Below are 23,723 nucleotides of genomic sequence, written 5' to 3' on the forward strand. Positions count from 1 at the left end.
TCTTATCTGACAGCTTTCCTCTTTTATCGCTTAACTTTCTCAGGATCTCTGTTCAACATTTTCAGGATATCCAGAATATGAATCATACAGATTAACACTTTGCAATCTTAACCTGTGCGCTTTCTCCCTCATTCAGTTCTACACTGACACTCAGTTTTCCACTGAGATTGGTAGACATCTTTCCGGCATCTTCTCCGTTGATCTTGACATCATACTCACATTCCGGCTCCAGTTCTACTGTAAACTGGGCATCTCCTGCCGCTGATACGGAAAATGATACTTCCGAGTCAGTCATGGAAAATGATTCAACTGCGGTTCCCGGTACTGATTCATAAACAAACAGACCATTCTTTTCCAATTTTGTAATCTCGTTGTATGTTTTTACCTTATAAACATCGCCCTCGAATTCAAAATTATCCAGTTTCGTCTTCTTGTCGAGCGTATAATCTCCAAAGCTAAGTGTCTTATCGGCTTCTGTTCTCAACAGTTCTTTTACTACTGCCATTTTTAGTTTCCTCCTAGGTATTTCAGAATTTATTCTGTTGTCAAAGGTATTATATACTAAATCTTTTCTTTTTTCTACTACAATATATTTATGGTTAATATCCGTTACCCCCGTAAGGAATTATCCATCTTGTTGTTTAAGCGCTTCTTTCTCTTCGCCGAAACAATTTTAAGCAGAATAAAACTTCATTTCTTTCCTGGATACTCCCACTTCTACTTTCTGACCACTTTTGACTTCTCCGCTCAGAATCGCATCCGCAAGCTTATCTTCCAGTTCCGTCTGAAGTGCTCTTCTCAGCGGTCGGGCACCAAACTTCGCATCTGTTCCCTTTTCCATAATCTGCTTTTTCACAGAATCCCGGATCTTCAGATCAATGTCTAACTGTTCCTTTACCCGACTTGTAAATTCTTTGCACAACAGTCCCACAATCTTCTTCAATTCCGGTTCACCCAACGTATGGAACACGATAATCTCATCGATACGGTTCAGAAATTCCGGACGGAACAGCCGTTTCACTTCATCCATCACATTTTGTTTCATACGTGCATAATCCGCTTTTTCATCTTTTTGCGCGGAAAATCCCAGTTTCTTCGGTTCTACGATTGCTTTTGCGCCTGCATTGGAGGTCATAATGATCACGGTATTCTTAAAATCTACTTTTCTTCCCTGTGAATCGGTAATATGGCCATCATCCAGCACCTGCAGCAAAATATTAAACACATCCGGGTGCGCCTTCTCAATCTCATCGAATAAGATGACCGAATACGGATGGGTACGAACCTGATCACTTAACTGACCGCCCTCTTCATGTCCCACATATCCCGGAGGAGATCCAATCATCTTGGACACGCTGTGGGATTCCATATATTCTGACATATCTACACGGATCATGGCATCTTCTTTTCCAAACAGAACTTCCGCCAGTGCCTTGGACAATTCTGTCTTTCCGACACCCGTTGGTCCAAGGAATAAGAAGGAACCGATCGGGCGTTTCGGATCTTTCAGGCCGATTCTTCCGCGTTTTACGGCGCGCGCTACGGCGCTCACCGCCTCATCCTGTCCGATGACACGTTTATGAAGCTCCTTTTCCAGATTCAAAAGTCTTCCAGCCTCCGACTCCATCAGCCGGTTGATCGGAACCTTGCTCCATACAGATACCACATCTGCAATATCCTCTTCTGATACCTGCTGTTCCTGCTTCTCATATTTTTTATCCATGCGCTTCTGCTGTTTTTTCAGTTTTTCATCCACTTGCTTCTGCTCTGCATTTAAGAGTGCTGCCTCCTGGAAATCTCCCTGACGGATCGCCTCTTCTTTCTGACGGGCAAGCTCAATTCTTGCTCCCTCCAGTTTTTCCATGGTTTCCGGCACTTTATACCCTTTCATGTTCACTTTGGAGCAGGCTTCATCTAGCACATCAATGGCTTTATCCGGAAGATTTCTGTCATTAATATAGCGCATCGAAAGATCCACTGCTGCCTGCAGTGCTTCCTCAGAGACTTTCACTTTATGATGACTTTCGTATTTTCCGCGGATTCCTTTCAGGATCTCAATACATTCTTCTCTGGATGGTTCTTCCACCATAACCGGCTGAAACCGACGTTCCAACGCAGCATCTTTTTCGATATATTTCCGATATTCAGCAATCGTCGTCGCGCCGATCAGGCGCAGTTCTCCTCTGGCGAGCGCCGGTTTTAAGATGCTGGATGCATCAATGGCACCTTCTGCTCCTCCGGCTCCGATCATAGTATGAACCTCATCCAGGAACAGGATCACATCCTGATTCTCCTCCACTTCCGCGATCAAACGTTTCATCCGCTCTTCAAATTCGCCACGATATTTGGAACCGGCGATCATCCCCGGAAGATCCAGAGAATAAATGTGCTTGTTCTTCATATGTTCCGGTACAGCTCCGGAAGCCACCCGTTGCGCAAGCCCTTCCAGAATCGCAGTCTTGCCGACTCCCGGCTCTCCAACCAGACAGGGATTATTCTTTCCTCTTCTGCTCAAAATCTGGATCAGACGTTCCATTTCTTTTTCCCGTCCGATTACCGGATCTGATTTTCCTTCCAGTGCTTTCTCGGTCAGATCTGTTCCGTACTGTTCCAACATATCTGTACGTTTTCCATTTTCTCCCTGCATCTCTTCCTGGTATTCCTTCGGATCTGCTCCAAGGGCCTGTAAAATCTCCGCGAACAATCGTTGCGGATTTACATTCAACGTCAAAAGAATCTTGGTTCCAACGCAATCCGGATCATGTAACATTGCCAGAAGCAATTCCTCGGTTCCGATTTCATGCATGCGGAAGAAATCCGCCTCTTTTTTCGCATTTTCATAAAGATACGTAAGCCTCGGACTCTCTGCAAGCTTCCTTCTTTTTCCGGTTCCTTCCTCCGGTGTGATCAGTTCGTTCATCACCTTCAGGACCTTTTCTTCCTCGACCTCGCAACCAGACAGGATCTGTCCCGCCACGCCTTCGTACTCATGGCTCAGCCCCAACAGAAGATGTTCGGTTCCCACATAGGGATGGTTCAGTTGTCTCGCCATTTCAGTTGCATATTCCCGCACCTGTTCTGCCTGTTTTGTATAGTGGTTCTGCATAAATACTCCTTTTATTTTTCTATGTTGCTTTTATTCTTTACCAGGATTTGGTAAACTTTCTACTTATATTCATCAAAAATCTCATCAACCAGGGTATGAACTTCCTCTCTGGTGATTCCTTTACAGCGACTTTGCGCCAGCAGCACAAGAAGCTGTTCCTTCAGACCTTCCATCGCTTTGATCCGATTCACATCGATTGCCACAACGGCACCTCTTCTCCGGTCAAGCTGGATAAATCCTTCCTGTTTCAATACAGCATACGCCTTATTAACCGTATGCATATTAATTCCGATCGTATCCGCCATCTGACGAACAGAAGGCAGCGGATCTCCTTCCTGAAGCTTTGATGTAGCAATCCCCATAATGATCTGATTGCACAGTTGCATATAAATTGCTTCACTGCTGTTAAAATCAATTTGAATTATCATTTGTGTCACCCATTTCCATCCTTACACTTGTTATACACATAGTAGCACATATGACACGTTTTACGCAAGCAAAAAGATAGATGGCAGACCCATAAAAAGAGGCAACCAAAAAGAGACATCTTCCGGGCTTGCTCGCATCGTCATTCCCAGAAGACATCTCTTCTATAATTAACCCTATTATTTTTTTACGCTTTCTGCTGCTACATTGTCTCGAACAAATTCACATCAAGCGTTTTTCGTTGCGATAATATCTATGCCTGTTCCGGCAACATCTTTCAGGATCACATCACCGATATGTACCGGTGCTTTGACTGTGATGCCCTTCAGGGCTTTCACACATTCAAAAATCTTTCCTTTCGGAATATCTTCTTTTGTCTTCACGGAAACCATATCAACCTTTCCGCCTTCTACCTTTACAGTGGAAGTTACAATTCTTGTAGGATTCGTCACTTCTTTTCTGGCATAGGCATCACCTCTCGGACAGGTATTTCCGGTGACACTGACTACTTCTGTTCCGTTCATCTCCACGGTCAGAGGGCATCCCATCGGGCAGCCGATACAGATCAATTCTCTTTTTTCCATCATGTTACGCCTCCTCTAACTTCACCGTAATCTTCTTCAGATCCGGATAATCCTTAAGCTGTGCCTTTTTCAGTTTCACATCTTCCATTTCTCCCGGTGCTACAACCGGACGTTTTTTATGGATAATTCTTTCGTCATCCAGATAAACGCTTACGAAACAGTTTTTATACACACCGCCTACACGGAAACGTACGGTCAGTACATCTTCCATCCGATCCACATGAATCGTAGATGGTACAGTATAACGTACACCGTCTGTCGCCACGATCTCTACTGCCTTTCCAGCTTCTTTGCTTCCTTCTTTTACATAGGTCGCCGCATTCTTTCCGGCTGTGGTTGCTTCCTCAGACACAAAATCAACCAAGTCATGCACATGCAGAACATTTCCACAGGCAAAGACACCTTCAATATTTGTTTCCAGGATTTCATTCACAACCGGTCCTGATGTCACTTTACTCAGTTCTACACCCATTCCGTTGGAAAGTTCATTTTCCGGAATCAGACCACAGGAGAGAAGTAAGGTATCACATTCATATTCTTCTTCCGTTCCCGGAATCGGTTTGCCTTTTCCGTCCACCTCAGCCAGTGTAATTCCTTCCACTCTTTCTTTTCCTTTGATATCCACAACCGTATGACTCAACTTCAACGGAATTCCGTAATCATCCAAGCACTGTACGATATTTCTCTTCAATCCACCCGAATACGGCATCAACTCTGCCACTACCTGTACTTTTGCACCTTCAAATGTCATACGTCTTGCCATGATCAGTCCAATATCTCCGGATCCCAGGATCACGACTTTACGGCCCGGCATATATCCTTCCATATTTACCAGACGCTGTGCAGTTCCTGCGGAAAAGATACCTGCCGGACGATATCCCGGAATATTCAAAGCTCCTCTCGGTCTTTCCCGACATCCCATCGCCAGGATCACTGCTTTCGCCGGAATCTCAAACATTCCGTCTGTACGGTTCATAGCCGTTACAACCTTGTCATGGCTGATATCCATTACCATCGTATTCAGCTTATATTCAATCCCAAGTTCTTCTACCTGAGCGATGAATCTGGCTGCATATTCCGGTCCGGTCAGTTCTTCTTTAAAAGTATGAAGTCCGAATCCATTGTGGATACACTGATTCAGGATTCCGCCCAGTTCATTATCTCTTTCCAGGATCAGAATATCGTCAATCCCGTTTTTCTTTGCAGATACTGCTGCCGCGAGGCCTGCAGGTCCACCACCAATTATCACAATATCATATGCTCTCATCTGCGTAAGCCTCCTTTAAATAGAATCCTTGTTTGTTCCAACTGCGATCACGGATTTTCCACCGGATTTTGTAATTTCCAGCATATCCATGTCACATTCTCTTGCCAGAATCTCCATAACTCTCGGAGAACAGAAACCAGCCTGACAGCGTCCCATTCCCGCTCTGGTTCTTCTCTTGACACCATCCAGAGATTTTGCACCCAGCGGACGTTTGATCGCATCAATGATCTCACCCTCTGTGATCATTTCGCAACGGCAGATGATCTTTCCGTATGCCGGATTTTCTTTGATCAGTTTGTCCCGATCTTCTTTTGATAAGGTATCCGGTTTCAGGATGCCTTTTCTCGTTGCGATAAAGTCCTCTTTCTCTTCCAGATCCAGAATATCTTTTACGATACCTGCTACCATCTTTCCGATTGCCGGGGAGCTGGTCAGTCCCGGAGATTCGATGCCGGCACAGTCTACAAAGCCTTTGGCACCTTCTACTTCTCCGATGATAAACTCGTGATTTCCTTCATGGGCACGAAGTCCGGCAAAGGAAGTAATCACAGAGCGAAGCGGCAGATCTTTTACATATTCTCCTGCTTTTTCGATCACCTGGTCCAGACCGTCTCTTGTGGTGTTGGTTCCTTCTTTATTTTCAATATCAATAGCCGTTGGTCCGAGGATCAAATTTCCATGGATCGTCGGCGATACCAGTATTCCTTTTCCAAATTTTCCAGGAAGTGGGAAGATCGTATGAGATACGTGCTTTCCTGCGGATTTATCCAACAGGCAATAATCTCCTCTTCTTGGAACAATATTGATCTTTTTATCACTTACCATATTGTGGATTGCATCTGCGTAAACGCCGGCTGCATTTACCACACATTTTGTTTCAAATTCACCCTGATTCGTCTCAACGATCCATCCACCGTCAATCTTCCTAAATCCGGTCACTTCTGTGTTGAATTTGAATTCTACTCCGTTGTCGCTGGCATTTTCTGCCATCGCAATATTCAGACCGAACGGACATACAATTCCACCGGTCGGTGCATACAATGCAGCCACTGCATCGTCTGCAATATTCGGTTCCATTGCTACCAATTCTTCTCTTCCGATAATCCGGAGATCTTTCACTCCGTTCTTGATTCCACGATCCAGAAGTTTCTGCAGATTCGGCATATCTTCTTCCGCTCTGCACACAACCAGAGAACCATTCATCGCAAAGTCAAAATCCAGATCCTTTGACAGCTGCTCCATCATCAGATTTCCCTCTACATTCAGCTTTGCCATCAGGGATCCTTCTGCTGCGTCAAATCCTGCGTGGACGATTGCACTGTTTGCTTTTGAAGTTCCGCAACATACGTCTTCTGCCTTTTCCAGTACGCACGCATTCACTTTGTAGCGAGAAATTTCTCTTGCAGATGCACTGCCGGAAACTCCTGCGCCGATAATAATTACGTCATACATCATAAATATCCTCCAGTCTTACTTTTAAAAAAGAACCTGACAATAAAACATACCTCTTCTGATATGTCTCGATTGTCAGGCTCCGTTCTCACACAATCCAATTATTCAATTATTGCTATTGTTGTTTCTTTGTTATTACCAGTTTACCACGGAATCGCGCCATAAAGCAATACAGCTACGATTGCTCCAACGATTGGTCCAAAAATCGGAACGATCAGACCATAACCGAAATTGGATGAACCTTTGTCTTTGATCGGCAGAATCGCATGTGCCAGACGAGGTCCAAGATCTCTTGCCGGGTTGATCGCATATCCGGTCAGTCCACCAAGTGACATACCGATGGAAACAATAATTCCGAATACGAAGAGTTTGTCAACACCAGTTGCAATTCCTGTTACATTTCCAATTCCTTTGATAGCAAATACCAATACAAATGTACCGATTGCTTCGGAAAGGAAGTTCAATGCCGTATTCGGAACAGATGGTCCTGTTGCAAATACACCAAGCTTGGTTCCCTGATCTTCTGTGGCATCAAACTGTTCTTTAAACAGGATATAAACTAAGATTGCGCCAACAAATGCTCCTGCTACCTGTGCTATAATATAACCAGGTACCATTGCCCAGTCAAAACTTCCATCCACTGCAAGTGCAATGGTAAGTGCCGGGTTGAAAGATGCTCCGGATGCCTCTCCGAAAATGAACGCCGGTACCAGCACTGCAAGACCCCAGGCAAATGTGATCTGAACAGTTCCGCCGCCTTTCATTCCTGATTTATCTAGGTTCACGTTACAACATACTCCGCATCCTAACAGGATCAGTATCATGGTTCCTAAAAACTCACTTATATATGGTAACATAGTGTGTCCCCCTTTTTAAGAATCGCTCTATTCGGTTGTGTTTGTGCATTTGGATTTTAAATAAAACTGGTTTTGAAATTTTTATGGCCTTTTAAGCTTTACCTGATCTTACTTTTTCTGATATGATTCAGATTTCCCGATCGGTTACTTAATCTTCTTTTGCCCATCCATATGCACATTTTACTGCTTTGTTCCAGCCCTTGACCATTTTTTCTCTCTTCTCGTCAGAAATCTCCGGCGCGAAGGTGCGATCGATTGCCCAGTTCTTTACTACATCTTCCTTGCTTGACCAGTAGCCAACTGCCAGACCTGCCAGATAAGCAGCTCCCATTGCAGTGGTCTCTACACACATCGGACGGTTAACCGGTGCATTACTGATATCAGCCTGCTCCTGCATCAGCAGATTGTTGGCACTTGCGCCTCCATCCACCTTCAGAGCTGCCAGTTTGATTCCGGAATCAGCTTCCATTGCCTTCAGTACATCATTTACCTGATATGCCAGAGAATCCAGTGTTGCACGGATAATGTGGTATTTATTTACACCACGGGTAAGTCCAACAATTGTTCCTCTTGCATACTGATCCCAGTGAGGTGCTCCAAGTCCTGTAAATGCAGGAACTACATAACATCCATTGGTATCTTTCACCTTTCTTGCCATATATTCAGAATCCGGTGAAGAATCAATCAGCCGCATCTCGTCACGCAGCCACTGAATAGATGCTCCTGCCACAAAGATAGAACCTTCCAGTGCGTAATTCACTTTTCCGTCCAGTCCCCAGGCGATCGTGGTAACCAGTCCATTCTTTGAGAATACCGGTTTTTCTCCTGTGTTCATCAGAAGGAAGCATCCTGTTCCGTATGTATTCTTTGCCTCGCCTGCTGTGAAACAGGTCTGACCAAACAATGCTGCCTGCTGATCTCCTGCTGCTCCTGCGATCGGGATCGGTCCTCCGAAGAATCCCGGATCAGCTTCTCCGTAAATGCAGCTTGACGGTTTTGCTTCCGGAAGCATACATTTCGGAATATTCAGTTCTGCAAGGATCTCATCATCCCATTCCAGGGTATTGATGTTGAACAGCAATGTACGGGATGCATTGGAGTAATCCGTTACATGAACGGCACCTTTGGTCAGTTTCCAGATCAGCCATGTCTCAACTGTACCAAATAACAATTCTCCTCTTTCCGCTCTTTCGCGGGCACCTTCCACATTGTCAAGGATCCATTTGATCTTTGTTCCTGAGAAATACGCGTCAATTACAAGTCCTGTTTTCTCTCTGAATTTGTCAGTCAGTCCTTTTTCTTTCAGACTGTCTGCGTACTCAGAAGTTCTACGACACTGCCATACAATTGCATGGAATACAGGTTCGCCGGTATTCTTGTCCCAAACGATGGTTGTTTCACGCTGGTTGGTAATACCAATTGCTGCAATGTCAGCTGCTGTGGCGTTGATGTTTGCCATTGCCTGCTGTGCAACTTCCAACTGTGTTGACCAGATTTCCTCCGCATCATGTTCTACCCAGCCCGGTTTTGGGAAGTACTGTGTGAATTCCTTCTGTGCAACAGAACACATCTCACCTTTTTCGTTGAAAAGGATACAGCGGTTACTTGTTGTACCTGCGTCCAGTGCCATTACATACTTTGCCATATTCGTCCTCCTTTAGGAAACTAGGATTTCGCCAAATGTACCGACCCAAGATACACTTGACAGATCTATCACCAAATTGTCTAATGGCCCCTTAGACAACCCAGCTTCGTTTTTCGTACACAGAAGATATGTTCCTGTGTATCAGAGGAACCAGACATCCTGGTTCGTTGAGGATACTGAAATCGCACCGGCATTTAATGCGCCCATCACATCTTCTTTGTCTGTGATCAGTCCGCCTGCAATCACCGGACAGCGACTTTTCTTGCAAATTCTTTTTATGATCTTCGGCATCACACCCGGCAAAATCTCAATAAAATCCGGTCGTGCTCCCGCGTACTGATGATCGGTCATCTCCACATTTCTCAATGCGATTGAATCCAAGATAAAGAATCTCAAAACTGTATAGAGTCCTAATTCTCTCCCTCTTTTAATCAATGCAGGTTTGGTGGAAATTATTCCATCCGCATGGGTATTATTTTTAATATATTCTACGGCGATTTCTTTGGAACTTAAGCCCACGATCAGATCCATATGTACCATGGCGATCTTTCCGGCCTCATGAAGCTTCTGTACGATCCCGTCTATGGAACAGATATCTCCAAACAGGATAAACACAACCTTGATATCCTCCACCTGACAGCATTTTTCAAGTCCATCCATGTCTTTGATCGCTGCGATTACCGGACTTGCTTCCACCGCATTATAAAATTTTTGATCCATATTCTATTGAAATCCCCTTTTTAATTTTTATAATATTCTTTTTCTTTATTATACTAAAAAAGCACAAGTTTATATACGACATTTCTGTCGTCCATGCTCGTGCTCTCGTCTCACTTCAATCTTTAACTTAAACTCAGTTTAACACAATGCACAATTTTTTTCAATACTATTTCTCATTTTTGTGCAACTCGTAATAATATTACATTTTTCGCACCTTGATTTGTTTGAAAATTCATGGAATTGAACAAAATTTATGTTATTCTTTTAACAGTCCTATATTTCAGCCATTCCTGGACTGGACAAATGAATATTTAGAAAAACCCGCCGGACCTGATGTCCGACGGGTTTCTTTATGATCTTGATTCAGAATCTGAACAATTGTGAAACTGTGGATTAGTCCTCTCCGTAAAGAGTTACTAATTTCTGCAGGTATGCAAATCTTTCCATAGCTTCTTTCTCGTTCTGAGCAAACAGTCTTGCTGCCTTCTCCGGATTCTGTCTTGCAAGTGCGTTGTAACGTACCTCTCCATTCAGGAAGTCCTGATACTCTTCAGCCTTCGGAGCCTTGCTGTCCAGAGTGAATTTACCCTTTTCAGCTGCCGGATTGAATCTGAAGTTGTTCCAGTATCCGCATTCTACTGCTAACTGTTCCTCTGTCTGAGCTTTGCTCATACCCTTCTTGATACCGTGGTTGATACATGGAGCGTATGCGATGATCAGTGACGGTCCCGGATATGCCTCAGCCTCTGCAATTGCTTTTACAGTCTGGTTGAAGTCAGCACCCATAGCGATCTGTGCAACGTATACATAGCCATAGCTCATTGCGATACCAGCAAGGTCTTTCTTCTTGGTTTCTTTTCCGCCTGCTGCGAACTGTGCAGTAGCACCAGTCTTTGTAGCCTTGGAGGACTGTCCACCTGTATTGGAGTAAACTTCTGTATCGAATACCATGATGTTGATGTCCTTACCGCTTGCAAGTACGTGGTCAACACCACCAAATCCGATATCGTAAGCCCATCCGTCTCCACCGAAGATCCACTGAGATTTCTTAGCCAGGAAGTCTTTCTCAGCCAGAATGTCTTTCTTCAGATCTCCGTCGCAGTCGCAAGCTTCCAGAGCAGCTACCAGTTTGTCAGTAGCAGATCCGTTGGTTGCTCCAACAGCGAATGTATCCAGATAATCTTTTGCAGCTGCCTTCACATCTTCGTTAGATGCTTCTTCTGCAAGCTGTTCTACTTTTACTTTCAGTCTGTCACGAATGGTGTTCTGAGCAAGCAGCATACCATAACCAAACTCAGCGTTATCCTCGAACAGAGAGTTTGACCAAGCCGGTCCTCTTCCCTGAGCGTTTACTGTGTAAGGTGTGGACGGTGAGGAGTTACCCCAGATAGAAGAACATCCTGTTGCATTTGCGATGTACATTCTGTCACCGAACAGCTGTGTGATCAGTTTTGCGTAAGGTGTTTCACCACAACCAGCACATGCTCCAGAGAACTCAAGCAGTGGCTGTTTGAACTGGCTTCCCTTAACGGTTGCTTCGTTAAATTTAGCAACAACTTCTGGTTTTACCGGAATTTCAACACCAAAGTCGAATACTTCCTGGCTTGCAACATTTGCTTCCATGTTTTCCATAACCAGAGCTTTTTCGCCCTTCTTTCCAGGACAAACGTTTGCACAAGATCCGCATCCTGTACAGTCAAGAGCAGATACTGTCATAACAAATTTCATTCCAGGCATACCGATCATATCGATTGCTTTTGTTCCTTCCGGAGCCTTAGCAAGTTCCTCTTCTGTCAGAGCTACCGGACGGATAACTGCATGAGGACAAACATATGCACAACGGTTACACTGGATACAATTTTCTTCTTTCCAAACCGGGATATCTACTGCGATACCACGTTTCTCGTATGCAGCTGCACCAGACGGTGTGGATCCATCTACATAATCATGGAAAGCAGATACCGGAAGTGTATTACCTTCCTGAGCATTTACTTTAGCCTGAATGTTCTTAACGAAGTCTACAACGTCATCTCTTCCACCCTTAACTTCCGGTGTGAACAGACCTTCGTCTTCACAGGATTTCCAGGAATCCGGAACGTTAATCTCTACAACCTGCTTAGCACCAGCGTCGATTGCATCGTAATTCATCTGAACGATCTTGTCACCTTTTCTTCCGTATGTAGCTTTTGCAGCAGCCTTCATCAGGTTGATTGCATCTTCTTCCGGAATGATGTTAGCCAGCTTGAAGAATGCAGACTGAAGAACAGTGTTGATACGTCCACCAAGTCCGATCTCTTTACCGATCTTGATACCATCGATGGTGTAGAATTTGATGTTGTGGTCAGCGATAAATGCTTTAACCTGTCCCGGCAGATGTTTCTCGAGATCTTCCATATCCCATGGGCAGTTCAACAGGAATGTACCACCATCAACAAGTTCCTGAACCATGTTGTATTTATTTACATAAGAAGGATTATGACAAGCAACAAAGTTTGCCTGATGGATCAGGTATGTTGACTTGATCGGCTTCTTACCGAAACGCAGGTGAGACATTGTAACACCACCGGACTTCTTAGAGTCATAATCAAAGTAAGCCTGAGCGTACATATCTGTGTTATCACCGATGATCTTGATGGAGTTCTTGTTAGCACCTACTGTACCATCTGCTCCCAGACCCCAGAACTTACAGTTGATGGTTCCTTCCGGAGTTGTAACAAGTGCCGGTCCTACTTCCAGTGACAGGTTTGTCACATCATCTTTGATACCGATTGTGAATTTCTGTTTTTCTGTGTTGTGATATACTGCAACGATCTGTGCAGGTGTTGTATCTTTGGAACCTAATCCGTAACGTCCAGTCATAACCGGAACTGCATCGAATTTAGATCCTTTCAGAGCTGCAACAACATCCAGATACAGAGGCTCTCCAAGAGATCCTGGCTCTTTGGTTCTGTCAAGAACAGAGATTCTCTTTACGCTGTCCGGAATTGCTTCGATCAGAGCTTCTGCACTGAACGGTCTGTACAGACGTACTTTTACAACACCGACTTTTTCGCCAGCTGCTACCAGATGGTCGATTGTCTCTTCGATTGTATCACAAACAGATCCCATAGCAACGATTACGTGCTCTGCATCAGCTGCTCCATAGTAGTTGAACAGTTTGTAATCTGTACCGATCTTAGCATTTACTTTGTCCATGTAGTCCTGAACGATTGCCGGAAGAGCATCGTAATACGGGTTACATGCTTCTCTTGCCTGGAAGAAGATATCCGGGTTCTGAGCAGATCCTCTCTGGCATGGATGATTCGGGTTCAGAGCGTGTGCACGGAACTCAGCCAGAGCCTCTTTGTTCAGGAGATCTCCAAGATCTTCATAATCCCATGTCTCAATCTTCTGGATCTCGTGAGATGTACGGAATCCGTCGAAGAAGTTAATGAACGGAATCTTTCCTTCCAGTGCTGCACAGTGTGCAACCGGTGTCAGGTCCATAACTTCCTGTACGCTGGACTCGCAGAGCATAGCAGCTCCGGTCTGACGACAGGCATAAACATCAGAGTGATCTCCGAAGATGTTCAGTGCGTGGGTTGCAAGAGCACGAGCGGAAACATTGAATACTCCCGGCAGCTGCTCACCTGCAACTTTATATAAGTTAGGAATCATCAGAAGCAGACCCTGAGATGCTGTAAATGTAGTAGTCATTGCTCCTGCTGAAAGAGCTCCGTGTACTGCACCTGCTGCACCAGCCTCAGACTGCATCTCTGTTACCTGTACGGTCTGTCCATATAAGTTCTTACGACCTTCTGTTGCCCACTCGTCAATATGTTCAGGCATAACAGATGACGGTGTAATTGGGTAAATCGCTGCAACTTCTGTATACGCGTAAGACACGTGAGCTGCGGCCTGATTACCATCCATGGTCTTCATTTTTCTTGCCATTTCCTTATTCCTCCTTAGGTTTTGCATTGATAAAAATATTTAATCACACATATTGTTATTATAATGCGGTTATACCAAAATGTCCATAAAAGTTTCCCAGATTCTTGTTCCTTTTTGTATACAATATTCATTCCTTATCACATCATAAAAAAAAGAAATACCAAACCCTCCTGGCAGACAGATTGCTACACTGTCCGTCCGGGAACATCCGGTATTTCTTTCTAAAATTTTCTTGTTTATTTTTCCGACCGGGCTGCCTTTCTGCGTTCTCTTTCCCTTCTCTTCCTCTGGAACTCTTCGTATTCGATCCGTTCCAGGTTCTTATGGTTATAAATAAGCACTCCTCCGACTCCCAGCACAATCAGTCCCGCCAGCAGCTGAGATACCGGCCATCCGAGTCCCGGAAGCTTCAGCTGATCTGTCCGGAGTCCTTCAATCCAGACTCTGCCAAGTGCATAGGCAAACAGATACAACAGGAACAATTCTCCGTCGTAACGCTTTCTCTTCCGATACCAGACCAGAAAAATCACGATCAGCATACACCAGAACGATTCATATAAAAAAGTCGGGCTTACCTGAATATATCTGACACCGTCAATCTTCGTCAGATGTTCCCGCATCTTGTCCGTAATGTCTGCTGCCCGGACCGCATCCACCGGCAATCTCATTGCCAGAAGTCCGTTGGTATATTCTCCGAACGCTTCCCGGTTGAAAAAGTTTCCCCAACGTCCTAACATCTGTCCATTTACAATACTGATTGCCACCGTATCAAAAATCAACGGTACATGCAGATGTTTGATCTTACAGTAAACCGTTCCAGTCAGGACCGCACCGATGATTCCGCCGTAAATTGCCAGTCCGCCCTGCCGCAGATTCAGGATACTCAAAAGATTGCCTTTGTACATATCCCAGGAAAAAATCACGTAATATAATCTGGCGCAGATCACACTGACGATGACCCCATAGATTGCCAGATCAAAATAAATATCCGGATTCTGTCTGGTTCTTCTGGCTTCCCGAACCGCAATAAAAATACCAAGCAAAATTGCCATTCCAATGATCATTCCATAGAATGCAATCTCAAATCCAAAGATCGAAATGGATTTTCCCACATGAGAAAGATGAATTCCGATATTTGGGAATGCAATATCCATATGCATGTTGCTACCCCTTTTCTGTCACGCTCTATTCCTTTCCGTATCCTACCTGTCTTCAAGATCCAAAGTCTGGTTTGTCCGAATTCAGAAAATGAGCCACTCTCTTTTTCTTATACATTAAAACGGAACAGCATGATGTCTCCATCCTGTACCACATAATCTTTTCCTTCCAGACGGATCAGGCCTTTTTCACGGGCTGCCGCATGGCTTCCACATGCGATCAGATCGTCATAGCTTACAACCTCTGCACGAATAAATCCACGTTCGAAATCTGTATGGATCTTTCCTGCTGCCTGTGGCGCTTTGGTTCCCTTTGTAATAGTCCATGCACGAACTTCCGGTTCTCCCGCTGTCAGGTAACTGATCAGTCCCAGCAGATGATAACTTGCGCGGATCAATTTCTCCAGACCAGATTCCTTCAGACCCAGATCCTCTAAGAACATTTTCTTTTCATCCTCTTCCAGTTCTGCAATCTCCTGTTCAATCTGCGCACATACCACAAACACTTCGCAGTTCTCCTGTGCAGCATACGCTCTCAGTGCCTGAACCCCTTCGTTATTTGCTCCGTCATCCGGCAGATCTTCTTCGGTTACATTTGCTGCAAAGATCACCGGTTTTGCGGTCAGAAGATTATAAGTTCCAAACCACTCTTCTTCCTCTTCATCCAGCAATTCAAATGTTTTTGCCAGCTTGCCGTCTTCCAGCCATGCTTTCAGACGTTTTAACATTTCCAGTTCTTTTGCTGCTGCCTTATCATTTCTGGAAAGTTTGACAACCTTTGCGATTCTTCGTTCCAGAATTTCAATATCGGAAAAGATCAGCTCAAAATTGATCGTCTCCACATCTCGCATCGGATTGATGGAACCGTCTACATGAACAATGTTGCTGTCCTCAAAGCAGCGTACCACATGGACGATCGCATCTACCTCACGGATATTTGCAAGGAACTGATTTCCAAGACCTTCTCCCTTGGATGCACCCTTCACCAGACCTGCAATGTCAACAAATTCGATCACAGCCGGAACGATTTTTTTCGTCTGATACATTTCTCCTAATACATTTAATCTTTCATCCGGCACTGTTACCACACCTACATTCGGGTCGATGGTACAGAACGGATAGTTGGCTGATTCTGCACCCGCTTTGGTCAGCGAGTTAAATAACGTACTTTTTCCTACATTTGGTAATCCCACGATTCCGAGCTTCATACAGTATATTTCTCCTTTAAAACATCTTGTTTTTTCTAAATTCGTTCATACATCCATATAGTGTATCATATTGAGGTGAAAATGTACAATTTTTTCTATTATCTTATCTTCGGCTGATACCGCATATTCGACACATTATACACCGTCACAAAGGCTTTTGGATCTATGCGGCTGATAAAATTCATCAGTTTCTGATATTCTGTCTTATCCACTATCGTAATGATCTCATTATGCTTCTGGAAATCATACGCACCGGTCGCTTCATAAATCGTTGCTCCACTGTGTAAATCCTCTATAATGAATTTGCGAAGTTCTTCTTCCTTGTCCGTGATAACGCAAACTCTGCGCTTTATATTATGATCAAAAATAAAATGATCCAGAACGATTCCATTAAAATATGTTCCAAGGATACTCAGAACAACTGTCTTCTTGTCGTAGACCAGTGCCGCAGACAATGCCACGCACATTCCGGAAAATGACATGGCTTTTCCCAACTCCATATGTAAATATTTATTCAGAATCTTTGCCACAATATCCAAACCGCCGGAAGAAGCGTTTCTATTAAACAAAATACTTAACCCCACACTGACTACCAGGATATAGCAAAGCACATCCAATTCCTGACTGCCTGTCAGTGACTGGAAATCCGGTGCAATTTTTTCAAACAGACCGATAAACAACGGCAACACAACACTTGTATAAACTGTCTTTGCACCAAACTCCCGACCACAGGTAAAAAATCCGATGACCAGAAGGACTACATTCAATATCATCGTAATTGCCGACAGTGGCAACGGTACGAAATTCGCCAGTACGATTCCGAGTCCTGAAATACTGCTCACGGATGTATGGCTCGGCACCAGAAAAAAGTAAACGGCTGCCGCTATGATCGCCACGGCCCAGGTCAATACTACAATTTCTTTTATGAGATCTGTTGCTGTTATCTGTTTTTTCCCCATCTTCTTTTCCTTCACTCCTCAGTTTTTTCAAGTTATCGAAACATCTGCGTTCTACTTCGGTCAGTGCTGAACAAGCATAAATCATAGAATACACACTTTACAAACATTCTATTGTCATGAATTCAAAACGAGACAAGAAACCATTTTAGTCTCTCGTCTCCATTAATACCAGTTGTCCGCTGCCGTAAGTGATCACAACTTCCTCTTCCTGGATCTGATTGCTGACGCTTAAGCTGTCATAAGGTTCCAGCAAATGATGAGAAAGTGGATATTTTGCTCCGGTTATACTCAGATCTCCGACCGCTCCTCCCAACGCAAACAGGGAGAAGTACGGACCGAAGGCCTCTTCTTTTTTTAAATGTACTTCGCGGTCGATCAGCCGAATCCGGTTGTGCGGATCCAGAAGTTCCGCTTCTACACCGGCATCCTTTGCAATCTTTAAGCACTGTACATTCGCCCAGATATGGTCAATCCTTGTTCCGGTTCCGCCCAGAATCCGAATCGGCTCTTTGCCATGCTCCAGTGCCTGGCGAATGGCAATTTCCGTATCAGATGCATCTTTGACCGGATTAAATTTCCGGATCGGGATGGAAAAATGTTCCTGATACCAGGGCAGGATTCCATCCTCCAGACTATCAAAATCTCCCACAATAATATCCGGCAGGATCTGATGACGGTACAGGAACTTCAGCCCTGCATCCACTGCGATCACATAACCAATTTCTTCCTTCTCTTCTCTAACTGCAGATTCTTCTAACTGCAGATACTCCCAACCATTCTGGCCAGTTAAAATGGGCAGAACAAAAGACTCGTCTAATGTTCCGCCGCTTACGATCACCGTATATTTACTCATGACTGTTTAAAATCTCCATAAATTCTCTGGTGTTTTTGGCAATATCTCCTTTGAAGACTCCGGATCCGGATACGATGATATTTGCTCCTGCATCCAGCACTTCTTTTACATTTGCCTGATAAATTCCGCCGTCCACTTCGATATCCACATCCACGCCAGCTTCCTCTACCATAGCGCGAAGTGCACGGATCTTATCCAGGGATTCCGGAATAAATTTCTGTCCACCGAATCCAGGCTCTACACTCATCACCAGAATCATATCAATCTGATCCAAATATGGGCGGATCGCTTCTGCTTCTGTTGCCGGTTTGATGGAAAGCCCTACTTTCAGCCCTGCTTCCCGAATGGCTTTGATGGTTGCCGCCACATCTTCACAGGCTTCCAGATGGATCGTGATCAGATCTGCGCCTGCCTCTTTAAATTCTTTAATATAACGAATGGGTTCTGTGATCATCAAATGTACGTCCATCACCTGATTCGTACAGGAACGGATCGAAGAAAGTACCGGCATTCCAAAAGAAATGCTTGGAACGAAGATTCCGTCCATCACATCATAATGAAGATATTCTGCTCCATTTTCCTCGATCGTCTTAATTGCCTGTCCCAGTTCTTTAAAATCTGCTGCCAAAATGGATGGTGCCAAAATGTTTTCCATACCTTTAATACCTCTTTTTTTCTTTCATTTCCTGATAGAGTTCTGTATAATTCTGATACCGCATCTTCGGGATCTTTCCTTCTTCCACCGCCTGCTTTACTGCGCAGTCCGGCTCGTGTACATGGTCACAGCCGTTAAAACGACATTTCCCCTCATATGGAGCAAACTCCCGAAAGCAGTATTTCAGTTCTTCTTTTTCCATATCATTGACATAGAGGGAACTGAATCCCGGCGTGTCCATGATAAAGGAATCTTCGTCAATCGGCAAAAGTTCCGCATGTCTTGTGGTATGCTTTCCACGATCGATCTTCCGGCTGATGGAACCGGTCTCCATCTCAGCCTCCGGAGACAACAAATTGATCAAAGAAGATTTTCCCACTCCGGAAGGTCCGGCAATCACAGTCGTCTTTCCTTTCAGTGCCTTCCGGATCGGATCGATATTTTCTTCTTTTCTGGCGCTTGCAAAGATCACCGGGTAACCGCAGGTCTGATAAATTTCCAGAAGTTCCTGCATCTCTTCGTCTTTTGCCAGATCCTGTTTGTTAAAACACAGAATCACCGGAATATCTTTACGTTCCATCATCACCAGAAACCGATCCAGTAAATGAAAATGAGGCTTTGGTTTTGTCACTGCAAACACCACCAACGCCTGATCCACATTTGCCGAAGCCGGACGAATCAATTCGTTTTTTCGAGGCAGAATCACATCCAGATTTCCCTCTTTTGCCGCTTCATCCAGCACACTGATCTCCACCAGATCCCCTACCAGCGGTTTCTTTTTTTCTTTTCGGAAAATTCCTTTTGCCTTACATTCATAAACACCGGATCCTACCACGTAAACGTAGTAGAATCCGGCAATTCCTTTTATAATTCTTCCCTGCATCTTGTATCCTGTCGTTTCTGTCTGCCGGTTCGCATTAAGTCCTGCTTATCAAAGTTTGTTGATTCACGCCTTATTCACTCTGGCTTTCTGTGTCGTCGTCTGTATCCGGTTCTTCCCTTCCGTTACTGATTACATAACTCACGGAAGCTCCTTCTTCCATCTGGCTTCCCGGAGATGCCGACTGTGAAATTACATAACCAACCGATACGGTATTGCTGTATTCATAGGTCACACTTCCCACATTCAGACCGGCGTTCTGAAGCGCAACTGCTGCCTCATCTCCCGTCTTTCCTGTCAGAGTCGGTACCGTAACCATCTTCGTTTGCGGGCCCTTGCTGACTACATAGTCCACACTGGTTCCCTTGGATACTTTCTTGCCTGCTTTGATTCCCTGAGAAATGATACATCCCTCAGCTACAGAATCACTGTACTTGGAGGTTACATTTCCCACCTCCAGTCCTGCCTGTGCAAGCAAGGACTGTGCTTCAGATTCAGATTTACCGGTCAGGCTCGGGACTTCCGCTTTCTCGGCACCCATGCTGACTTTCATCGTCACGGTATCGCCTTCTTTTAACTTGCTTCCCGCTACCGGATCTGTGAAAATGACATCGCCCTCATCCACATCGTCGCTGTATGTTGCTTCAGACTTCACTACAAATCCCGCATCTTCCAGAATCTTCTGGGCATCAGATTCAGACTTACCGGTTACATCCGGTACACTGACTTCCTCTGCCTTCTTACCGCTGCTGATGACCAGCTCTATCTGCGAATTCTTCTTGGCTTTCTTACCACCTGCCGGGCTCTGCTGCATCACTTCGCCCTTCTCGTATTTATCAGATTCTTTTCTGGCTGTGATCTTATACCCCAGACCAGCTTTATTCAAAGCTTTAATCGCCTCATCTTCGTCTATACCTACTACATTCGGCACTTCCACTTTTTCCGATTTTGTATCAGTAATCGCGGTTCCCGGCCCAAATTTGAACACACCGGCTGCTTTTCCGATCAGGAAGATTGCAATAAATGCAATAATCACCGCCACAACGATCATCAGGATCTTCATGACTTTCGCCATTCTCGGATTTACATCCTCATCCTGCGCTCCGTCATCGTCATAGTCATCGTCATACTCGTCGTCCTCATACTCATCGTCGTAGCCGTCGTCATCATACTCATCGTACTCGTCATCATCATAGTCATCGTCATACTCGTCATCATACGAAGAGTTTTTAATTCTTGCCAGTTCATCTTCTGTCACCATCACCGTAGCAGAAGTATCCATCGGCATCCCATCGATCCGGACAAAATCTCCTTCCGGATCTACCAGAGAACGTTTCAGATCCAGCATCAACTCCTGAGCGTTGTGATATCTGCGATCCGGACTCTTCTGGGTACATTTCAAAATAATCTGCTCTAAACTATATGGAATATCCACCTCTTCTGACGGCGGAACGATCTCTTCCTGCAACTGTTTGATCGCAATCGAAACCGTAGAATCCCCATCAAACGGCACATGCCCTGTCACCATCTCATACATGGTGATTCCGGCGGAATAAATATCACTCTTTGCGTCAGTCACGCCGCCTCTCGCCTGTTCCGGAGAGGTATAATGTACAGATCCCATCACATTGGAACTGATGGTATTGGCAGAGGTCGTTGCCCTGGCAATTCCGAAATCCGTCACCTTTACTTTTCCGTTTTTGGAAATAATGATATTCTGTGGCTTAATATCCCTGTGGATAATATGATGGCTGTGAGCAGCCTCCATTCCAGCCGCCATCTGGATGGCAATGCTGATGGTCTCTTTGGCAGAAAGTCTGCCTTTCTTTTCTATATAATCTTTCAGAGTGATGCCTTCCACCAGTTCCATAACCATAAAATACAGTCCGCGATCCTGTCCCACGTCGTATACATTTACCACATTGGGATCCATCAGTCCGGCTGCTGCTCTGGCCTCACTGACAAATTTGGAGACAAACACTCCATCTGTCCTGTAATCACTCTTTAATACTTTAATTGCAACGTATCGGTTCAGCTTATGGTCCATTCCTTTATAGACATCTGCCATCCCGCCGGATCCGATCCGCTCGATAATCTCATATCGCTTTCCTAAATAAACTCCCGACTTTAACATATACTCACCTCACCCAAACCCGGTACGATCAGTACAAGACCGATATTATCCGTACCGCCGTTTTCCTTTGCTGTCTCTACCAGCATCTCCGCGGCTTCCACAACATCTCTTGCTCCCTGTACAATATGGAAGAGTTCCTCGTCTTCCACCATGTTGCTCAAGCCATCGGTACACATCAAAATGATATCCCCTTTTTTTAACCGATGTTCATAAAAATCTACTTCTACTTCTTCTTTGGCTCCAATTGCCCTGGTGATGATATTTTTATCCGGGTGATGTTTCGCCTCTTCCGGCTTGATTCCTCCCAGTCTCACCATCTCTTCTACCAGAGAATGGTCTTTGGTCAGCTGCAGAATTCCCTGGTTAATCAGATACAGTCTGCTGTCCCCTACATTTGCAAAATACATCATCTGGTTGATAATGGTTGCAACCACGATGGTGGTTCCCATTCCTTTTAGATGCTCATCTGTTCCGGCTTCCCGGATCAGCTCATGATTAGCGACCTTGACTGCCTGGATCAGCGCACGCTCCACGTCTTCTTCGTCCGTGCGTTTCAGTTCTCTCTCCAGCACTTCCACCGTATATTTCGAAGCATAATCTCCGGCACGGTGTCCGCCCATTCCATCCGCGACCACAAACAGATTCGGCAGATGTCCAACCGGTTTGTCACTGGTATATACGTAATCCTGATTCACTTTTCTTACGACACCAACATCTGTCAATGAATAACTTTTCATGTAGTTTCCTTATCCTTCCTCTGCTTGCGCAAATCGTCTTCGAAGTTGTCCACAGGCCCCATCGATATCAGAGCCCATTTCCCTTCTTATAGTAACATTTATTCCGCGTTTTTCAAGTTTATTTTGAAATTTCTGTGCATTTTCCCGCGTAGGACGCTGATAGTCTCTCTCCTTGATCGGGTTGACCGGAATCAGATTCAGATGGCAGTTCCTTCCATGTAAAAGATCAGAAAGTTCCTGTGCATCCTGATCCGTATCATTCACACCATGCACCAAACTGTACTCATAGGTCATTCTTCTGCCCGTTTTTTCAAAATACGTGTCACAGGCTTTTAAAACCTCGGATAATTCATACTTATTCGCGACCGGCATCAGTTGTTTTCTCTTCTCCTGTGTGGATCCATGCAGAGATAGCGCCAGTGTAATCTGCATATTTTCCTCGGCAAGGCTTAAGATCTTCGGCACAATTCCACAGGTTGATACGGTCACATTTCTCTGACTGATATGTAAGCCATGTTCATCCGTCAGCAAATGGATAAATTTCAGCAGATTATCATAATTATCCAACGGTTCCCCCGTTCCCATCACGACCACATTAGAAACCCGTTCTCCGATGATCTTCTCGATTCGATAGATCTGCCCCAACATCTCAGCAGGTACTAAATTTCTCTCCAGTCCATCCAGTGTAGACGCACAGAATCTGCATCCCATCCGACAACCAACCTGAGAAGAAATGCACACAGAATTTCCATGTTTATATCGCATCAGCACGCTTTCCACTACGTTTCCATCTTCCAGACAGAACAAAAATTTGTTGGTTCCGTCTTTTTTTGAAATCTGTCTGGCAATCATTTCCACTTTCGGGATCCGGAAACTTTGTTCCAGCTTTTCCCGAAGTACCTTGGAGAGATTGGTCATCTCCGAAAAATCTTCGGCGCCTTTTTTATGAATCCATTCATAGATCTGACTGGCACGAAATTTCTTTTCTCCTGCCTCCAGCAATTCTTTTTGAAGTTCTTCCCAGTTTAACGAAGCGATATCTTTCTTCATGCTATCCCGCTTTTCCCCTTGTTCTTATTTCTGTTACTGTCTTGCTTTTTCTTTTTACTTTCATTTTCATTCAGTTCTGCTTTTCAACTCTGATCCCGAG

The 23,723-nt window shown here is 44.6% G+C and carries 19 protein-coding genes; all 19 read right to left on the reverse strand.

Annotated elements, in window-relative coordinates; genetic code table 11:
* Positions 1–91: 91 nt before the first annotated feature.
* Complete coding sequence (locus tag KGMB01110_RS03625) at positions 92–505, reverse strand: endosialidase (RefSeq protein ID WP_117604226.1); 414 nt, start codon at positions 503–505, stop codon at positions 92–94.
* 168 nt (positions 506–673) lie between these two features.
* Positions 674–3,106, reverse strand: a complete 2,433-nt coding sequence (locus KGMB01110_RS03630; protein WP_117888893.1) for an ATP-dependent Clp protease ATP-binding subunit — start codon at positions 3,104–3,106, stop codon at positions 674–676.
* Positions 3,107–3,165: 59 nt separating this feature from the next.
* The gene (locus KGMB01110_RS03635; protein WP_117604228.1) at positions 3,166–3,534 is read right to left on the reverse strand and encodes a GntR family transcriptional regulator; all 369 of its coding nucleotides are present in this window, start codon (positions 3,532–3,534) and stop codon (positions 3,166–3,168) included.
* A gap of 225 nt (positions 3,535–3,759) precedes the next feature.
* Positions 3,760–4,116 carry a DUF1667 domain-containing protein gene (locus KGMB01110_RS03640; protein ID WP_119299068.1) on the reverse strand — a complete coding sequence of 119 codons (357 nt, stop codon included), beginning with the start codon at positions 4,114–4,116 and terminating at the stop codon, positions 3,760–3,762.
* 4 nt (positions 4,117–4,120) lie between these two features.
* The gene (locus KGMB01110_RS03645; RefSeq protein ID WP_119297586.1) at positions 4,121–5,383 is read right to left on the reverse strand and encodes an NAD(P)/FAD-dependent oxidoreductase; all 1,263 of its coding nucleotides are present in this window, start codon (positions 5,381–5,383) and stop codon (positions 4,121–4,123) included.
* A gap of 15 nt (positions 5,384–5,398) precedes the next feature.
* Complete coding sequence (locus tag KGMB01110_RS03650; RefSeq protein ID WP_119299071.1) at positions 5,399–6,835, reverse strand: NAD(P)/FAD-dependent oxidoreductase; 1,437 nt, start codon at positions 6,833–6,835, stop codon at positions 5,399–5,401.
* Positions 6,836–6,978: 143 nt separating this feature from the next.
* A complete protein-coding gene (locus tag KGMB01110_RS03655; RefSeq protein ID WP_117604230.1) occupies positions 6,979–7,692 on the reverse strand; it encodes an MIP/aquaporin family protein in 714 nt (237 codons plus the stop codon).
* A 148-nt stretch (positions 7,693–7,840) separates the two neighbouring features.
* Positions 7,841–9,337, reverse strand: a complete 1,497-nt coding sequence (gene glpK, locus KGMB01110_RS03660) for a glycerol kinase GlpK (protein WP_119297587.1) — start codon at positions 9,335–9,337, stop codon at positions 7,841–7,843.
* Between the two features lie 141 nt (positions 9,338–9,478).
* Complete coding sequence (locus KGMB01110_RS03665; RefSeq protein WP_119297588.1) at positions 9,479–10,057, reverse strand: glycerol-3-phosphate responsive antiterminator; 579 nt, start codon at positions 10,055–10,057, stop codon at positions 9,479–9,481.
* A 393-nt stretch (positions 10,058–10,450) separates the two neighbouring features.
* On the reverse strand, positions 10,451–13,990 hold the full coding sequence (gene nifJ, locus KGMB01110_RS03670) for a pyruvate:ferredoxin (flavodoxin) oxidoreductase (RefSeq protein WP_119297589.1): 3,540 nt from the start codon (positions 13,988–13,990) through the stop codon (positions 10,451–10,453).
* Between the two features lie 236 nt (positions 13,991–14,226).
* Entirely contained in the window at positions 14,227–15,150 is a 924-nt protein-coding gene (gene lgt / locus KGMB01110_RS03675) for a prolipoprotein diacylglyceryl transferase (protein WP_119297590.1), read from the reverse strand.
* A gap of 107 nt (positions 15,151–15,257) precedes the next feature.
* Entirely contained in the window at positions 15,258–16,355 is a 1,098-nt protein-coding gene (gene ychF / locus KGMB01110_RS03680) for a redox-regulated ATPase YchF (RefSeq protein WP_119297591.1), read from the reverse strand.
* Positions 16,356–16,453: 98 nt separating this feature from the next.
* Positions 16,454–17,314: a YitT family protein gene (locus tag KGMB01110_RS03685; RefSeq protein ID WP_119297592.1), complete on the reverse strand. Its 861-nt coding sequence runs from the start codon at positions 17,312–17,314 to the stop codon at positions 16,454–16,456.
* A 145-nt stretch (positions 17,315–17,459) separates the two neighbouring features.
* Positions 17,460–18,167, reverse strand: coding sequence for a thiamine diphosphokinase (locus KGMB01110_RS03690; protein ID WP_119297593.1), 708 nt, complete (start codon positions 18,165–18,167; stop codon positions 17,460–17,462).
* Positions 18,160–18,822 (reverse strand): ribulose-phosphate 3-epimerase, encoded by a 663-nt coding sequence (rpe, locus tag KGMB01110_RS03695; RefSeq protein ID WP_119297594.1) that lies wholly within the window; start codon positions 18,820–18,822, stop codon positions 18,160–18,162. The genes KGMB01110_RS03690 and rpe overlap by 8 nt, the downstream gene beginning before the upstream one ends.
* 4 nt (positions 18,823–18,826) lie before the next feature.
* Positions 18,827–19,705, reverse strand: a complete 879-nt coding sequence (rsgA, locus tag KGMB01110_RS03700) for a ribosome small subunit-dependent GTPase A (RefSeq protein ID WP_119297595.1) — start codon at positions 19,703–19,705, stop codon at positions 18,827–18,829.
* Between the two features lie 70 nt (positions 19,706–19,775).
* Positions 19,776–21,836 (reverse strand): Stk1 family PASTA domain-containing Ser/Thr kinase, encoded by a 2,061-nt coding sequence (gene pknB / locus KGMB01110_RS03705; protein WP_119297596.1) that lies wholly within the window; start codon positions 21,834–21,836, stop codon positions 19,776–19,778.
* Entirely contained in the window at positions 21,830–22,573 is a 744-nt protein-coding gene (locus tag KGMB01110_RS03710; RefSeq protein WP_117604240.1) for a Stp1/IreP family PP2C-type Ser/Thr phosphatase, read from the reverse strand. The genes pknB and KGMB01110_RS03710 overlap by 7 nt, the downstream gene beginning before the upstream one ends.
* A gap of 9 nt (positions 22,574–22,582) precedes the next feature.
* Positions 22,583–23,623 (reverse strand): 23S rRNA (adenine(2503)-C(2))-methyltransferase RlmN, encoded by a 1,041-nt coding sequence (gene rlmN / locus KGMB01110_RS03715; protein ID WP_117888904.1) that lies wholly within the window; start codon positions 23,621–23,623, stop codon positions 22,583–22,585.
* Positions 23,624–23,723: the final 100 nt, after the last annotated feature.

The organism is Mediterraneibacter butyricigenes, from assembly GCF_003574295.1.
GTDB classification, from domain to species: Bacteria; Bacillota; Clostridia; order Lachnospirales; family Lachnospiraceae; genus Mediterraneibacter_A; species Mediterraneibacter_A butyricigenes.

Coding starts and splice junctions, on each gene's coding strand:
- KGMB01110_RS03665 (WP_119297588.1), bottom strand. CDS start 10,057: ATGGATCAAAAATTTTATAATGCGGTGGAAGCAAGTCCGGTAATCGCA.
- KGMB01110_RS03625 (WP_117604226.1), bottom strand. CDS start 505: ATGGCAGTAGTAAAAGAACTGTTGAGAACAGAAGCCGATAAGACACTT.
- KGMB01110_RS03645 (WP_119297586.1), bottom strand. CDS start 5,383: ATGAGAGCATATGATATTGTGATAATTGGTGGTGGACCTGCAGGCCTC.
- KGMB01110_RS03635 (WP_117604228.1), bottom strand. CDS start 3,534: ATGATAATTCAAATTGATTTTAACAGCAGTGAAGCAATTTATATGCAA.
- KGMB01110_RS03685 (WP_119297592.1), bottom strand. CDS start 17,314: ATGGGGAAAAAACAGATAACAGCAACAGATCTCATAAAAGAAATTGTA.
- KGMB01110_RS03655 (WP_117604230.1), bottom strand. CDS start 7,692: ATGTTACCATATATAAGTGAGTTTTTAGGAACCATGATACTGATCCTG.
- rlmN (WP_117888904.1), bottom strand. CDS start 23,623: ATGAAGAAAGATATCGCTTCGTTAAACTGGGAAGAACTTCAAAAAGAA.
- KGMB01110_RS03640 (WP_119299068.1), bottom strand. CDS start 4,116: ATGGAAAAAAGAGAATTGATCTGTATCGGCTGCCCGATGGGATGCCCT.
- KGMB01110_RS03650 (WP_119299071.1), bottom strand. CDS start 6,835: ATGTATGACGTAATTATTATCGGCGCAGGAGTTTCCGGCAGTGCATCT.
- KGMB01110_RS03630 (WP_117888893.1), bottom strand. CDS start 3,106: ATGCAGAACCACTATACAAAACAGGCAGAACAGGTGCGGGAATATGCA.
- ychF (WP_119297591.1), bottom strand. CDS start 16,355: ATGAAGCTCGGAATCGTGGGATTACCAAATGTAGGAAAAAGTACGTTA.
- rsgA (WP_119297595.1), bottom strand. CDS start 19,705: ATGCAGGGAAGAATTATAAAAGGAATTGCCGGATTCTACTACGTTTAC.
- KGMB01110_RS03690 (WP_119297593.1), bottom strand. CDS start 18,167: ATGAGTAAATATACGGTGATCGTAAGCGGCGGAACATTAGACGAGTCT.
- rpe (WP_119297594.1), bottom strand. CDS start 18,822: ATGGAAAACATTTTGGCACCATCCATTTTGGCAGCAGATTTTAAAGAA.
- pknB (WP_119297596.1), bottom strand. CDS start 21,836: ATGTTAAAGTCGGGAGTTTATTTAGGAAAGCGATATGAGATTATCGAG.
- lgt (WP_119297590.1), bottom strand. CDS start 15,150: ATGCATATGGATATTGCATTCCCAAATATCGGAATTCATCTTTCTCAT.
- nifJ (WP_119297589.1), bottom strand. CDS start 13,990: ATGGCAAGAAAAATGAAGACCATGGATGGTAATCAGGCCGCAGCTCAC.
- KGMB01110_RS03710 (WP_117604240.1), bottom strand. CDS start 22,573: ATGAAAAGTTATTCATTGACAGATGTTGGTGTCGTAAGAAAAGTGAAT.
- glpK (WP_119297587.1), bottom strand. CDS start 9,337: ATGGCAAAGTATGTAATGGCACTGGACGCAGGTACAACAAGTAACCGC.